We start from the raw sequence: 15,661 nt of genomic DNA, 5'->3' as shown, positions 1-15,661 counted from the left end.
GTGCCATATAAGACAGTCTTGTTTCACATTCTGTGTTACCAAAATTTTCTACAGAATTGGAACATACGATCTAATGACGAATGATTTGATTTGTCTATCGGGATATATCATGTATGATCCCAAAACTCGCATATCGTGGGCTTTGACATCACTGGTATTTCATAAAGTTCATGGGAATCGTTCTCTTTTGGTCTGCATACCAACCATCATATATATAGGAATCCATTACTGATTTAAAAGCTAGCGAAACAACACTGTCTTCCGCCACCGTCTTATCATCTGTTAAAAAATTCATGTCATTATTGATGGTCTCATTATTGTCGAGAGGCAGCCACTTTGCATACAACGGCAAAGTAGTAGAACTGATTCCCAAATCTGAAATCTTCAATTCAAAATCATATGCTGTAGTAAATATTTTATTTCTATACCAACCTTCGAACACAAATCCTGGTTTCACTGGAGGTTCAGGTACTTTGACTTTATCTATACCTCCAAGGATCTGGGAAGCCACCGCTGAACCACCATTAGACTCGAAGTTCACCGTATAGGGACGTCCATAATATGCGTCTAACTCAAAGTTTCCTGTCACTGGCGTCTCGAAATTGTAAGCATCTGCCCAAGGCTTACCCTTTACGTACCACCAGTAGACTATCCATCCATCACTTCGTGGAGGAAAGGCCTCAGGTCCAGTAACCATATCGCCCTCTGCCACTGTCTGTCGGATCAATTCCTGTGATGAACTTAAAGATACTGTATATAAGACCTTCCATTTTGCATACAGCGTGATGTTCGTCGTCACCGGTGTTTCAAAATGATAAGCATTGGTCAAATCTTCATCGCTATACCAACCGATGAAGGTATAACCTTCTCGCTGTGGTGCGGCAGGTGCAGAAACCACTTCCCCTTCCAGCACCGGCTGCTGATCTGTCACCGCTGAACCATCCTTATGGTCGAAGATTACTGTGAAGACGGGTGTCCATTTCGCATACAACGTGAAATTTGTCGTTACCGGTGTCTCAAAATTATAGACACTGGTCAAACCTTCATCACTATACCAATTGCCGAATTTATAACCTGTCCGCTTCGGAGATGCAGGCACCGCAATTTTAGTATTATACTCCACTGTCCCGGCATTTACTGCTGAGCCGCCTTTACTATCAAATCTCACGGTGAACTCAGGCATCCACTTCGCATACAACGAAATCTCACTCGTCACCTGAGTCCTGAAATCGTAGAGTATCGTCAGATCACTGTCACTGTACCATCCTTTAAACACATAACCTGCGCGCGTTGGCCTTGAAGGCTCTTTAGCCGATTCTTGATGGTTAACGGACTGACCACTCAACTTCTTGCCGTCGCTTATGAAGCTTACCTCATAGTTATTCAGTATCCATGCCGTGTGTATCTCATAATTCCTCATTATTGGTGTTGTGAAATCAAATGCTTCATTCCGCTTCTCTTTATCTCTCCAGAACAAGAACGTATGATTTGGTTTTGTTAGTGGCTCAGGTGCCACTGCCACACCACCTTCAGTTACCAACTGATCGATTGGCTCAGTCTTTTGTTCATCAAAGAAGCGAACTCTATACTGCGTTTTTTGAGCAACTACCCATTTCACATACAAGGTGATATCACCCTTCACAATTTCGGTTGTGAAATTATATGCCTTTGTCAAATCTTTGTCGCTAAACCAACCTCCGAACACATATCCCTCACGCGTTGGTGGTTGAGGTGCCGCAGGTTTTGTTCCTTCGTAGACCGCCTGGTCGGATATCTCTGTCCCACCATTACTGTTGATGCTCATCGTATAACCACGCATCCACTTCGCATACAACGTAATGTTACTCGTCACTGACGTTGCAAAATTGTAGGTTTTTGTAAGATCACTGTCGCTGTACCAACCTCCGAACGCATGATCTTTCTTCGTTGGTGTTGCTGGTTCGATGGCAGTTTTTCCATAAGCTAATGTTTGATCAGGAACTTCTTCCACTCCACCATTACTGTTAAATTTGACAGTATGCTGGTCTATGTCCCACTGAGCGATATACTCGATATCTTGTGCAGGCATGGTTACCGCTGGGACAGATGACCACCCCTTGAATTCATGACCTGCCCAAGTTGGATCACCGAAATGTAATGAAGTCGTTGATCCGTATTGTACATCGATCTCCTTTGCAGGTGTATTCAGGTCATTGTAATCTATGGTCAACTTATACATATTACGCGTATAGTACACCCTTAGAACCGTTGTACCATCGCTCGCAATATCGGCATCTAACACAGTTCCCGGAAGAGCTGTATCTACCGTGAATCCTTCATAAGACCTGAGTGATTCTTTAGGCAGGATTGCCCTCGTATTGGTTATACCCCGATGCGTTTCTTCATCTACAACCGTATAGGTTGGATGCCCTATATTTTGCTGCAAGTATACGACTTTGTAAGGCGTATCATCCCTGACTGTCCAGTTTGCGGTATAGGTGGCGTTATCCGTTGGCATCGTATTTGGGACATTCGGTGACCAACCTGCAAACGTATATCCCGTTCTTGTCGGAACTGGAATTCGATTAACGATATTTTTATAAATTAGATCCGTTAGTTTACCCTCTGGTGCTCCCTCATAACCTAAATTAAAAGTTAATGTCCGACTTATCGGTTTGTAATAAATATTAACAACCGTCGAACCATCGCCCTTAATATAGATACCTTTTACTACAACTTCATTATAGCCACGATCCCTATATTTGTTAGAGGTTATACGAATCTCTGTATTTGTTGTTCCCGTCTGCGTTTCGGAATCCGTAAGCACAGATAATTTCTGTGAGTTTGCATCTATCAAATAATGATTGACTTTGTACGGTGTGTCTGTGTCCACAATCCAATGTGCATACAGTTTTGGAATACCTGTAGGCATCCGATTGGGAATGTCCACTTTTGTACCACCATAGGCAGAAGTATACCAGCCATCGAAAGTATATCCCGGATTTACTGGGACTTTGTTTTTCACTTGAATTGCTGCATTAAAGGCAGCAGTTACAATCTCAGATGGTTCTCCATTGCTTGGATCGAATTCGATCGTAAGATCACCATCCGCACTTTTAATCCAGTTCAGTGGGATCGTACGCTGAATCGGAGCTGACGTGAATGACATCGGCGCTCCCTTCCAAGTAATAACTAATTTAGCCGCACTCGATGGAATCGTCTTGTTTCTAACTTGTACCCCTTTTTTATCAAGCAAAAATCTGAAGTTATCACCGCTTAATTGAATATCAAATTGTGAACTATCATATGTTTCTTGCGTAGTTATACCTGTTTTCAAATCTAAAGTATCCATCTTGAAAAATGACTCTGGTAAATTGCGAGAGTCAGCATCTCCCCTGAAGAGCAACCCGAGCTCATCATCCTGTGGATAGGCGAAGTCGTAGACGTTCTTTTCTTCCCCTATCGTATACAGTGGCCACTCTTCATCGACCAGCTCTACGCCGCCGGAAAGCCCGCCATCACCTAATTGAGCGCCGAGTTCGACCTCCAAATAGATGCCAATCTCGACGAACAGGGCACCTAAAGACTGGGTGGACCGCACTCCGCTTATGTTTTTCATCTGGTAGTAGAAGTAGCCCCACAGATTCACATACACACCGGGTTCTACAGCAAGCCCGATACTGTTCAACTCGACGCTGCCAATCCCCGCTTTGACCTCCATGTGAATACCGGCTCGCAACCCGATCGTACCCATCACATAGAAGGTGAATTGGTAATCCCCGTCTCCTGGCAAACTAACCGTACTGCTCGTACCACTAAAACTCATCACGCGTAAGGTAACCGAGTAGCGCTTCGCCATCTTATAGTAGAAATCTGCCCCCACCGTCAGGTTCACCTGGGCGCTGACCACAAACTCCGCTTCAAATTTGACTTCCACAATACCTAAAGCCACGCGTACGCTCTTTTCAAAGAGCTCTTTCTTGATTAACGGAACCCACTCCGTGTCTTGCTCCAACATCTCTTGATACTTTTCCTTCAACGATTCCGCATCTACGGCAGTATCCTGCACACCCGCCATTACCGCTTTAATCTGTGTCGCAATGTCCTGAACCTTTCCCAACCTGCCAGCGTTCTTCTCGCCCATCCAGTCATTCAGTGCATCATTTAGCTTATCGTGTTCGACGAGAGCTATCTCTGCCGTGATGTTCATCCCGGTATAGCTATAAGCATCCAGATTCGCCGTAATTACATAATCATCAATGACTGGGAAAATAGGAACATCGCCAAAAAAGGTCGATATTTTGTACCAATGCCATTTCGTATCCGAATTAACGCCAAGATCCAAGCTTATCTCTTGAACGAATGTACCGGTCATATGGATGACAAGATCGCTGTCTTCATTGATATTGACAACAATATCGGCACCCACTTGTAATGTAGCACTTACGCCTGAGGTCCGGCCGTCAATATTCTTCAGCCTCGTGCCGATTGAAGCAACAACGGTCAGTTTCTCCACACTTACCCGGCTGCCTTTACCGGATGCTAGGGAGGACTGAGCCTTGATCTCCTGAATTTCCTTCGTCTCCATGGCGATGTCAGACAGATAATCCGCGGCTTCATTGACGAATCCGCTGTCTCTCGCTTGCTGCTCAATTTGTTCTTCGAGCTGCGCGATCTGCTCTTTTGACAATAACTCTTCCCCGGCAATCGCTTGCTTCTGATAGAGGTCGAACGCGCTGGTGACATCTTCGATAGCCGCATCGGTATACGTGATGATATCCTTCTCCGCCGCAGGCGTAATCGACGTGATGCGTCCGTAACCGACGGACTTAAAATCGGATTGGGCGAATCCACCCTCATAGAACCCGATAAAGTCGCCCACATCAACCGTCGTCAGCTCATCCAAGCCGAGTGGCTCATACATGTTATCGCTGTAGTTCATCGCGGTATGCTCAACCGTGATAGAGTGGTTATTGGAATCTCCATCCGTGTCTGCTTCTACGCTCACCGGTAGAACATCCGGCTTGAACAACACCTGATTCGCGTCCGCACGACCATAGGTGTAGGTCGTGCCGTTCACCCCCGTAATCTGAACATAGGCAATATCACCATCGTCTTCACCGGTTGTTTCTAACGTGCGTAGGTTGGGACTAATCCCTTGATAAATGGCGACGGTATCGCCTACTTGAATCACCGTATCTCCGCTATATACGAACGTTCCGCTGCTCGCATTCGCTTCAGCCAACGCATTTCCGCTGCCACCCACTGTCGTGGCGACTACGGAAAACGCTGGTGAACCCACCTCCGTGCCGTCTAGCATCATATCCGCGACATCCGCGAAGGGCAGGTAGATCATGCTCGCATTAAGTGGAATGTTCATGACTTCTTTTTTAGCAACGCTAAATACATAAATACTTGTCGTCGCGTCTTGGCCTTGGAAGGACAAACTGTCATCCGTCAACGTAAGTTGATATGTGTTACCTTCAACGAACTTGCCATTTTCGGCTGCTGACGATACCGTGAAAACTCCGTTCCCGCCAGAGACGGTAACCCCTTCGAATTCGGGATTCGCCGTATCCACGAAGGTCATCCCCTCTTTGACCTGGGATTCCGTCAGACTGCCCGATGAATCCTGCACCTTAATGGTGAAGTTCGGCGCGACATCCAGTACCGAATAGCTTGGTACGCTCTGTACGGCACGATCTATGCTATCGGTATACTTCGCATACAACTTCGTATCCGCAGTCAAGGTAGTGCCACTTGCGAAGATAAGTGAAAGATCACTATCCACAAACCACCCTTGGAAGATGTAACCTTCCTTTGTTGGGGCAGGCAGAGCACTTAGCACTTGCCCTTTCCGCACCTTCTGTGCAGTGACTGGCGTACCTCCGTTGCTCTCGAAGGTGAGTGTGTATGTAGCCTCACCGGTGTTACCGCCTCCGCTGCCTCCAGACGTTCCGCCGCCACTATTACCACCTGCTGATGGCGTTGGCGTCGGTGTCACCGTTGGTGTTGGTGTTGGTATCGGTGTCGGAGCAGGCGTAACCGGCGTTTGATTCTGATTATTCCACGCCTCTACAACCGCGTTGTTGCGCATGAAGAGAACCGCTGCTTCCGCGCGAGTCGCTTGTGCACGCGGATTGAAGTTCCCCTTTTCGTCCCCGGTGAACACACCGGCTTGCCACAGCTTGATGACCGCGTCAGCCGCCCAAGGCGATACATCCCCGAGATCGCCCGGCTCTGTCGTGACCGGATTCTCGGTCTGATAAGGGATCTGTTCGCTTTCGAAATACCGCAACGTCATCGTCGCCATTTGCTCCCGAGATACGGTAGCATCCGGCGAATATTTCCGATCCCCCGTGCCATCGGTAATTCCCTTCTTAACCGCCCATTCGACATATGGCGCATACCAGCTGCCCGCCTGTACATCGGCAAAGCTCGAAGTGGAGTACGCCCCGGCATCGACTCCCGCCATCCGTCCAAGTGCCGTTACATACATGGCACGTGTCATTGTCCCCTTAGGAGAGAAGCTACTCGCGTTTGTTCCGCTGAATATGCCCTTCTCCTGCACATGGACGACTGCATCATAGAACCAGTCGGTGGGACTCACATCCTGGAATCCAGTAGATGTGGTTACTTTTGTCATCTGCATCGGCAGTTCAGCCGCTACTGCCGATTGCGCTGGTAATAGGGGCACGGCAGAAACTACTAAGCTGATCACCAGCATCCACATCAGGATCTGCCGGCTCACCTTCCATCCCTGTCTTACTTTCTTCACTTTCATTCATCCCTTCTATGTATAGATCAAACTAAAAAAGACCTTCCAAAATTGGTTTCTAATCAAGCTAATCAACAAAGCCAGACTAATAGCGGATACCACTGACCCAGATCGGGATCATTGGTTTCCTGCGAGTCAGTTCGCTCGACACGTGGAGATCAAGCGAGGAAAAACTTTACATACAGAAATGGAATTGTCCTAGCTGCGGCGTTCAGCACATTCAGAACATCAACGTCAGCTCAAACATCCGACTGAAGAGATCCGACTGCTTTAAGGTACGATAATGCCAACTTTACAGATTGAATTCGTTCACCGACCTTCCTGATCAGTCGCAGTCGAATTGTGACACCGACACAGCAAATTATGTCGTTTTTTCTTCCGTATTTTATCATGCGAGATAGGGGCGCTTGTGAATTATAAAGAAAACTTTAAGTAAGCAACTACTCGCAAGTGAGAACATCAATGACATCAAAAAATAGCGGCGTAGGGAAGGTAACTCCCACACCACTCTTTCATGAATTCTTTATCTCGTCTGCAGTCCATTCCAGATGATTCTCTTCTCAACGATTCATCTACCAGAAGCGACTATAACGAACTGCTCTTCCCCCAACGCAGTCTTGGAGGAAGTGAAAAAACACTAATATGCCTCTTGGGTTTCAATGAGATAAACGGCTCCTGCTGATTCTTCGCCACATTGTGGGCGATATGCCTGAAGCGCAGCCCGCTTTCAAACTCAGGATTAAGCGCAATCGGAATGCCCTTATGTACGGAACGTATAATTTCTACATCGGCATGGATCACGCCAATCACACCGATATTGAGAATATCGATCATATCCTGCATCTTTACCGTTGCGGAACGAGCTTCCTGTCCGTCGGCCATATTAATGATGAGCTGTGGCGGAGCCGGAATCATATCTTCTAATAATCCGATTACGCGATCCGCGTCCTGAAGCGATGTACGATGAGGTGTAGTAACGACAATAGCCTCATCTGCTGCCAAAGCCGCATTCCAGAATCCATTTTCAATGCCTGCCGGCGAATCGATCAGCACATAATCATAGCCCTGGGCTATTTGCTGTACAACCTCGCCAAAAACTTGTGGATCATCGTGATGCACCGCGTCGTTACTACAGGAGATAAAGGACAAGGTACTGATTCGCTTATCTTTGACGATCACTTGATGTAAAGCACATTGACCCGTCAGAAAATCAGAAATATGATACCTTACCCTATTGCTCAAACCAAGCGGAATATCCAGATTTCTCAATCCAAAATCAGCGTCGATCAGGCAAACGCTGCTCCCCGATAAGGCAAGGGCAGTCCCGAGATTAGCCGTGACCGTTGTCTTGCCAACTCCACCTTTCCCTGATGTGATACATATAACTCGTGCCATCGGAGCCACTTCCTTCTCTTCAAGTACTAATGCGGGACAGCAAGACAACCATTTCTTCACGAATTATCGTTTGATCCGGCTTGAATGTAACGTCCTCGTAGCTAATAATCAGTTGCAATTTGATGAAATATGTCGTTATATCGACCACAGTGATTTTATCATGATGGATTATCCTACTTGAGAAATCTAAAGAAAACTTTAAATCCGTGCGTATTGGAACGTTTAATTTTTCGGAGAGATGGCACATCATTTTGACGAGAATGGAAAAGCGCAGACTGGTGTTGAGGGATTCAATATCTTGAGTCGATTACGAAGCTAGTGGAAAGAACAAAAAATGGGCCAATAGCGTCAGATACTGCTCCAACGCCATTTTCCCATTTATAATAGACTACCACCCTTACTGCTATATTCATGCTTGTGACGTACTGTTAGAAACCAGCATATATCCGCTCCCCCGAACCGTAATGATTCGCTCGGGGTCGGCAGGGTCAGACTCAATTTTTTTGCGTAAATTACTGATATGTACAGCAACCGTTCTCGTATCCTCCAGACTTTCCATTCCCCAGATGATTTGAAACAACGTATCGACACTGACGACACGATTCACGTTTTGTGCCATATAGGACAGCAGACTGAATTCTTTTTTCGATAAAGAGATAGATGTACTTCCCATGTTGACGGACTGCGTGTAGAAATCCAGTGTCAAACCCGGTAACTCCAGCAGTTGTTCCCTTCTACCCGTCGACACTCTGCGAAGGTGAGCCTTGATCTTGGCCATGAGCACTCCCGGACTGAACGGCTTGGTCACATAATCGTCCCCGCCATAGGATAATGCGCTAATTTTTATTTCGTCTTCCTCTTGACTGCTCAGAAACACAATCGGCGCACTGGTGAGATTACGCGCATTCCTGCACCAGTCAATACCGTTTTCATTAGCCAGCAATATATCCAGTATAATTAAATCCGGCTCAAACGATGCAAGCAGCTCCATCGCTTCTGACCCGCTATGACTGCAGGTGGAGACAAATCCCTCCCTATCACAATACACCTGCACAATCTCGCATATATGAGGATCATCATCAACGATCATGATTTTGTGCGTGTCCATCTCATCACCCCTTTCCTTCAATCACCGTACAAGGAAACGTTACATAGAATGTCGCCCCCATCTTGCCGTCGCTCTCCGCTCGAACCATTCCTCCGTGCGCTTGTACGATTTCCCTGCAAATTGCCAGCCCCAGTCCACTGCCCTCTATGCCCATTCCCGGCCGATCATATCTGTAATTACGTTCGAAGATTTGCTCAAGCTGATCCGGAGGAATCCCCATTCCAGAATCCTGTATGCTAATGACTGCATGGGGAGCATGATTCACCACTTCCACAACTAGTGCAATACGCACCAGCCCCCCGCTGGAGGTGAACTTCATGGCATTTGACACTAGATTAAATAAAGCCTGCTCTATTCTTTTCGCATCCATCTCGACAACTGGCAAAATAGATCGTCTATCCTCGGCATCTCCGATATCCAGTATGAAGTCTAATCCTGCGTCGCGCACTACCAACTCATATTGTTCAAAAAAACCATGCAAGAAAGGAATCATCTGAACTGGCTCCATTCGGTACGAGACTTGTCCAGTCTCCAAATGAGACAAGAAGGACAACTCCTCGATCATACGGTTAATCCTTATCGTGTTCTCCCGGATGTACTTCAGATATTGTTCATTGCGTTCCGGCTTGACCCTGTCCTGTATAGCTTCTACATATCCAAGCATGCTGGACAACGGCATACGCAGATCATGCGTAATATAAGCAAGTAGCTTCTTCCTCCCTTGCTCGGAGTGAAGCAGTCGGTCATACGAGGTTTGGAGATCATCATGCACTGTAGATAAGGCCTGTGTTCGCTCCTGAACGGTCTGTTCCAGATTCATATTCATTTCAATCAGCTTGTCATTAACGTACTGTAATTCACGTGTAATTCTCTCTTCGTTCGATGCCGTCCTCGTAGATCGCGAAGACAGCAGAATCAGCTGCGCGATCGTAAATATCAATAAGCCAAGCGGAGATGTATTTCCAACTAGCGACCATCCGTTAAAATACAAAAAATCGTTGACAACCGTGACCAAAGTAACCACCGACACCAGCAGGAAGATCAGCGCTCCCTCCATACGTCGCACAGCCGCCTGAACCAGCCCGATCATCAGATAAATCATATGTAGAACTACCATCACACCGATTACCAGCAAAAATTTTGTATATATAATTGCAGGGGTTACCACTACAAGGATACAGAATGCACCAGTTACGATCCGGGTGCCAAGGCGAAACCATCGCGACACATAATTCGGAAAAATACAATCAAAATACATGGTGATGATATAACCGCTGAGGCAAAGAATCAGATATTCGATCTTGAACTGCAATTCCCAAGGAAAATGAGGAAACCATTGTGTAAAGATAAGCTCGCCGTTGAACAAGGATCGAATACCAAGTAGTACAGTAAACAGGCCAAAATATAACGGAGCTTTATCCTTACGTCGCAACATAAACAACAGCAGATTATACAAACCGATCACTAGCAAACTTGCCGTGATGAACATATCCCTGGCAAGATTCAGATTGGTCTTGGTCGTTAGTACGTCACTGCCACCCAGCTCGATATCCTTGGTAATGCCGCCCCGATGATGTTGGAAGTTGGATACTTGCATGACCAGCTCTAACGTGTCGCTTTCAGGCTGAAAATACACCAGCTTTGTTTCCAATTGCGGGGTCATGCTGTGCTTGTCCTGACCAACCTCACCAACTTCTGCCAGCAGCTCGCCATTGACCCATAATTTGTACGCATTAAAAATGCTAGACAGCCGCAGAGCAAGCATCTCATCGCGATCCTGCTCGCTTAGATGAACGACCAGTCCAAAGGTTGCATAGCCTGTACCGCTCAGCCGCTGACCTTCTAACGGGTAGCCCAGCCAGGAGCTTGGGATGTTAATCCAGTGGTCCTGATTTCCTTCCCTTGCCGAACGAACCCGCATATCCTCAGGCGACAGCAGTTCTTGCCAATAGAACGCCCACTTCCCTGTTAATTTTTGCGGATTCGTACTAAGTTGAGCCTGCGTTAAATCCAGAATACCTTCTTCACTTTGGAGCCTAGGAGAGTCCGGCGAAGAGAGGACGACATAGCCTGTAACCAAACCAATAACAGCAGCAATGATATACAACCAAACCTTACGAGAACCGACTCGGAGAATCTCCCTCATGATGAACCCAACCCCATTCTACAAGAGCGCAATAAGTAAGTTGATCATCCAAATAATATCATCAATACAGGAGAATGTACCCTGCAAATTTCTAGCAGGTGTCGATAGCTAACATCGCGATGATACCCTTTTGACGACGCGCGCTTAGCTGGGTGCGCCGCCACAAAAAAAGTACACACTTTGAAGTGCATACTGATATGAAGGATCTTATTCGCAATGAATAATTCGAGCACAATCTGTATGTGCCAGATTCACAGATGACTCATGCATTATAGTGAATTATTGATGATTTCTGTGAAGGGCTTCATGTTGTACGTGTCATCCTGAATGCGCCATTCTCCCTGATCCTGCAAAAAGGTGATATCACCCGATAACGGAATGGACTTGAACTCTTTGCCATCCTTATCCGTAAATTTCAAATCGAGCGTGTATTCCACAAGAATCCAGTCACTCTTGCTATCTTTGATCTTGGTTTGTATATTTTCAGGATGCAGCAGAGCCTTCTCTTTGTCTGCTACACGTAAAGGAATCTTGTTAAATCGCGCATCTATATTGGATTCGAAATTCCTTTCTGTCAAAAATGGTCTGATTACTTCTGCTCTAGCCAGCAGACCCTCCACAGTTAACGTATCTTCATAGTCCTTATAATCAACAGTCAGTTCGGTTGTTTTATAATCCAGCGACATTTCGAGGGCCTGCTGCTCATCTATGGCTGACGCCTTCTGATTGCTCACAATACTCGGCTGATTCGTCGCTGGTGGAATGGTCTCTTTAACGTTCTCGGCTGACTCAGATGGGGTGCACCCCATTATCATGACAGATGAAAGAAACAACGTACTCATCACATAAGCTAACTTACGCGAGGTGATCAACTCCTTTCTCGTCAGTATTACTCTCAATTATCCCTTCAATAGGATATAATGTCCAGTTATTGGACACATCTGAACAGACACCCAGTGAATTACATCCATTGGGTGTCATCTTCATCATAGATTGTGTTATAGTCATCGGGAAGTGATTTGGAGGAGATAATGATGATGATTAAAATTACTACTGGACCAACTCTCGAAGGATAGCGCCTGCGGGTCCAATAACTGCGTGTTTCCTTCAACAATGAAGGTGTGAAAGCTATGTCAACCTATCAAATCGTTCCTATGGTCTATAATTCCAAGGAACAGATTGATGCTATTATTTTGCTCGAACAACAATGTAAACAGCTTGATTCGATTTATCTCAAGGCGGACCTTGACCATATCAGCAAAAAAGACGGAGACCATGCACTCCTCTGTTATCGCCACGGTGATTTGGTAGGACTCCTCAGTTGGTATCCTTCCGACACCGTAACCGGGAATATTAATGCCATCGTACACCCGCAATTTCGCCGCAAAGGTGTGTTCAGCAGCCTACTGAAAAGGGCCATCCTGGATATGAAACCACAGGGAATCAACCAACTCAGTTATCGCGTTCCTCAGGGCTTATCTCCGGGCCTTCTTACTGCCCAATCCCTTGGAGCCATTTATGATCGTGCGGAGTACTCAATGCAACTTGTGAATGAGGTCCTTTCGGTTGTGGAGCCACCTGAACTAACGTTGTCCGTGGCAGAAGCCGAGGATATGGAGGTTATGGTCACTTGCTCCTCCCAAGCCTTTGGAGATTCGGAGGACTGGACACGCGAGTACTTTATGCAAACGAATGAACCCAGCCGAGTCACCTATATTGTATGGCAGAATCAACTGCCTGTTGGGCTGGTACGGGTCAACTCCATTAATGCAACAACCGCATTTATTCATAACTTCTGTATCTTGCCTGCTTATCAGGGAAAGAAACTGGGGCGCACTGCGCTTAGCATCCTGGTTGATCTCCTAAGGAAACAAAGTTACACAGATATTCGCTTATCCGTTGTTACCGAGAACAAACGTGCTTTGAATCTGTACCGCAATGTTGGTTTTGAAGTAAATTCTGAGTATCACTATTTCAACGGTAGTTTATAAAAGGCAAAGGAGAGAGATCGTTTTCCTCATTGGGAGACGGTCTCTCTTTTTATATATTGGAGAATTGAAAAATCAATTTATAGCCGTCGGATGTATGCCCGTACATTTCCCGATAGTTACCTTTAGTATAATTATCCACTGTTTTTCGCCAGAAAGATTGGCCAATCTTATTTTTCTCCGATGGATTGGTGAACAACTCCCAGTTTCCTATAAACATGCCGAAGATCGTCGATGCCGCGTATTCAGCAACGCCTACACCTCGAAACGGCTGCATCAGAAAGAAGTCATGTACAAAGAAATTCGTGCCTTGTGAACAATATGGCGGAGTAGCTATGAACGCAAACCCTGCCGGTATGCCACCCACAATCATGAGGAACGGATAAAGACACTCCGGTTTTTCCCACCATATGTTCTGGACGTTATACTGATCCTGCAAAGTTATATAATCAGGACTTGGCTCAAAAATGCCATGTTCGTTCGGGGTATGCTCTCCACCCAGACCATAATGTCCGGATAGATCATGAAGGTATAGCGGGTACATATTTTTAATCACATACGCCTCGTCTTTATTCGTTAATTTCACTTCTATATTCATATTCACCAACCTTACCAGATGATTTAAGGAGTTAATTCATGAACTCTCACAGCATAACCTTCTACCGTCAAATGAATTGTACGCGTAATTAACAACCTCGAATATGTAAAAAAGCTTTAATAACTATTCTTTATTCTTACAGGAAAAAGCCACATTCGATTGCTCGAACATAGCTTCTATAGTTTCATCCCTTTTTGCAATACACAATTTTCTTGATGCTATCGATGGATAAGCAGTATTGGTCCGCAAGCTGATCGATGGTTGTCCCCGCAGCAAAAAGCTGGCGGATCTCGTCGTTCCGCTCCTGGACAACCCTTCTGCCACCCGAATTCTCGCCCCACTTCTTGTGGGCATCCTTGGGCCTCGGAATATAGATCAAGCCACCAGAGATATGACGCTGTATTTCTTTGAGTAATTCTTCCGGGAAGATTGTATCCGCATTAATATATTTCACGTTGCTCCACTCCTTAAAAGTTAAAATCTTTAAGGCAGCAGAGTCGTACAATGAACACATTGGATATGCACTACAATGATATGGCGGAAATGGATTTCACGCTCTATACAAACAACCGCCGTTGTTCATCACATGGACTCTGCATAGAGCGGATCGTGAAACTTCTTATGAAACGAATCATGGTAGCCCCCCTTAATCTTATTCGTGCTGAAGAACTTTTAACTGTCTATTCCATAATAAGGTTTATTTTCCTTCATGGCAAAATCTACACGTCGAATCTGTAATATACCCCTGTTAATTCTTCTGATACGCTCCATAGCTTGTTTGAAATGTTAGCGTCATATAATTTTTCGATGATCTTAGCGCTCTTGGGATAGCCCTTAGTGCCGCCCATACCGCTGGGAGCAATATACTCCCCTCCCGTGATCGTCGGATCTGCTGCAGCATATAAGGTAGGTAATGCCCCCATATGTGCCGGTTGACTAATGATTTTCAAAAGACTGCGCATGAATATATTGGTCTGTTTCCCCGAACCGAAGGAAAATAGATTGGTATGCGAAATTCCTGGATGAGCGGCGATACTCATGGAATCAATATGGGCGGAATTAAATTTATTCTGCAGCTCTCTCGCAAACATCAGATTGGCTAGCTTGCTTTGACTGTAGAACTTCATGGGATTATATCCTTTGGAGCCATCTAAATTATTAAAATCAATCGCACCATTATGAGCTGCCATACTACTTACAGTGACAACTCTCGATTTCGGAGTAGAGATCAATCGAGGCAACAGTAGACCCGTAAGCGCAAAATGGCCTAGATGATTACTACCAAACTGTAATTCAAAGCCATCTTTCGTCAACTGGAATGGAGGGTTCATAATTCCTGCATTATTAACGAGAATGGACAAAGAATCGTATTGCTCAAGAAAAGCGGCTGCGAACTTACGGATACTAGCTAAATCGCTAAGATCAAGTTGCATAACGATTACCTCTCCAGCTACATGCACAGACGACTTTATTTTATTAGCTGCCTTTTCACCTTTTTCCAGATTACGAACTGCAAGGATAACTTTTGCCCCTTTTTCAGCTAACGCTAATGCCGTTTCATACCCTAACCCGCCGTTCGAACCTGTCACAATCACTACTTTATCGGATACAGTCGGGATGATGTCTTTAGTCCAAACTTCGCTCATTTGTCTACACACCTTTCTTATCT

Annotated in this window: 9 protein-coding genes; 1 reads left to right on the top strand and 8 read right to left on the bottom strand. The window is 45.6% G+C overall.

Annotated elements, in window-relative coordinates; genetic code table 11:
* Window positions 1-148: 148 nt before the first annotated feature.
* The 5 genes from MKY28_RS26810 to MKY28_RS26790 all read right to left on the bottom strand — a co-directional run bounded on the left by MKY28_RS26810 (window position 149) and on the right by MKY28_RS26790 (window position 12,248).
* A complete protein-coding gene (locus MKY28_RS26810; protein WP_340937464.1) occupies window positions 149-6,763 on the bottom strand; it encodes an InlB B-repeat-containing protein in 6,615 nt (2,204 codons plus the stop codon).
* A 579-nt stretch (window positions 6,764-7,342) separates the two neighbouring features.
* On the bottom strand, window positions 7,343-8,152 hold the full coding sequence (gene minD, locus MKY28_RS26805) for a septum site-determining protein MinD (RefSeq protein WP_340937463.1): 810 nt from the start codon (window positions 8,150-8,152) through the stop codon (window positions 7,343-7,345).
* Between the two features lie 409 nt (window positions 8,153-8,561).
* The gene (locus MKY28_RS26800; RefSeq protein WP_340937461.1) at window positions 8,562-9,242 is read right to left on the bottom strand and encodes a response regulator transcription factor; all 681 of its coding nucleotides are present in this window, start codon (window positions 9,240-9,242) and stop codon (window positions 8,562-8,564) included.
* Window positions 9,243-9,264: 22 nt separating this feature from the next.
* Window positions 9,265-11,406, bottom strand: coding sequence for a sensor histidine kinase (locus tag MKY28_RS26795; protein WP_340937460.1), 2,142 nt, complete (start codon window positions 11,404-11,406; stop codon window positions 9,265-9,267).
* 269 nt (window positions 11,407-11,675) lie between these two features.
* On the bottom strand, window positions 11,676-12,248 hold the full coding sequence (locus MKY28_RS26790; RefSeq protein WP_047840960.1) for a hypothetical protein: 573 nt from the start codon (window positions 12,246-12,248) through the stop codon (window positions 11,676-11,678).
* 288 nt (window positions 12,249-12,536) lie between these two features.
* Between MKY28_RS26790 and MKY28_RS26785 the strand changes: the two genes are divergently transcribed.
* Window positions 12,537-13,397: a GNAT family N-acetyltransferase gene (locus MKY28_RS26785; protein ID WP_340937458.1), complete on the top strand. Its 861-nt coding sequence runs from the start codon at window positions 12,537-12,539 to the stop codon at window positions 13,395-13,397.
* A gap of 49 nt (window positions 13,398-13,446) precedes the next feature.
* On the opposite strand, the gene MKY28_RS26780 is transcribed toward MKY28_RS26785, so the two are convergent.
* From MKY28_RS26780 to MKY28_RS26770, 3 genes are all read right to left on the bottom strand, one after another.
* Window positions 13,447-13,992: a hypothetical protein gene (locus tag MKY28_RS26780; RefSeq protein ID WP_340937457.1), complete on the bottom strand. Its 546-nt coding sequence runs from the start codon at window positions 13,990-13,992 to the stop codon at window positions 13,447-13,449.
* A gap of 184 nt (window positions 13,993-14,176) precedes the next feature.
* On the bottom strand, window positions 14,177-14,446 hold the full coding sequence (locus MKY28_RS26775) for a CD3324 family protein (RefSeq protein WP_076252047.1): 270 nt from the start codon (window positions 14,444-14,446) through the stop codon (window positions 14,177-14,179).
* A gap of 265 nt (window positions 14,447-14,711) precedes the next feature.
* Window positions 14,712-15,638 (bottom strand): oxidoreductase, encoded by a 927-nt coding sequence (locus MKY28_RS26770; protein ID WP_100526694.1) that lies wholly within the window; start codon window positions 15,636-15,638, stop codon window positions 14,712-14,714.
* Window positions 15,639-15,661 lie beyond the last annotated feature (23 nt).

This window comes from Paenibacillus sp. FSL R5-0473 (assembly GCF_038004565.1).
Taxonomy (GTDB): domain Bacteria; phylum Bacillota; class Bacilli; order Paenibacillales; family Paenibacillaceae; genus Paenibacillus; species Paenibacillus amylolyticus.
Note: the sequence above shows the minus strand (reverse complement) of the source record. Positions and strands in the feature narration are given on the sequence as shown.

Excerpts from the sequence above, each read along its gene's own strand:
- MKY28_RS26810 (WP_340937464.1), bottom strand. The coding sequence starts at position 6,763 with ATGAAAGTGAAGAAAGTAAGACAGGGATGGAAGGTGAGCCGGCAGATC.
- minD (WP_340937463.1), bottom strand. The coding sequence starts at position 8,152 with ATGGCACGAGTTATATGTATCACATCAGGGAAAGGTGGAGTTGGCAAG.
- MKY28_RS26800 (WP_340937461.1), bottom strand. The coding sequence starts at position 9,242 with ATGATCGTTGATGATGATCCTCATATATGCGAGATTGTGCAGGTGTAT.
- MKY28_RS26795 (WP_340937460.1), bottom strand. The coding sequence starts at position 11,406 with ATGAGGGAGATTCTCCGAGTCGGTTCTCGTAAGGTTTGGTTGTATATC.
- MKY28_RS26790 (WP_047840960.1), bottom strand. The coding sequence starts at position 12,248 with ATGAGTACGTTGTTTCTTTCATCTGTCATGATAATGGGGTGCACCCCA.
- MKY28_RS26785 (WP_340937458.1), top strand. The coding sequence starts at position 12,537 with ATGTCAACCTATCAAATCGTTCCTATGGTCTATAATTCCAAGGAACAG.
- MKY28_RS26780 (WP_340937457.1), bottom strand. The coding sequence starts at position 13,992 with ATGAATATAGAAGTGAAATTAACGAATAAAGACGAGGCGTATGTGATT.
- MKY28_RS26770 (WP_100526694.1), bottom strand. The coding sequence starts at position 15,638 with ATGAGCGAAGTTTGGACTAAAGACATCATCCCGACTGTATCCGATAAA.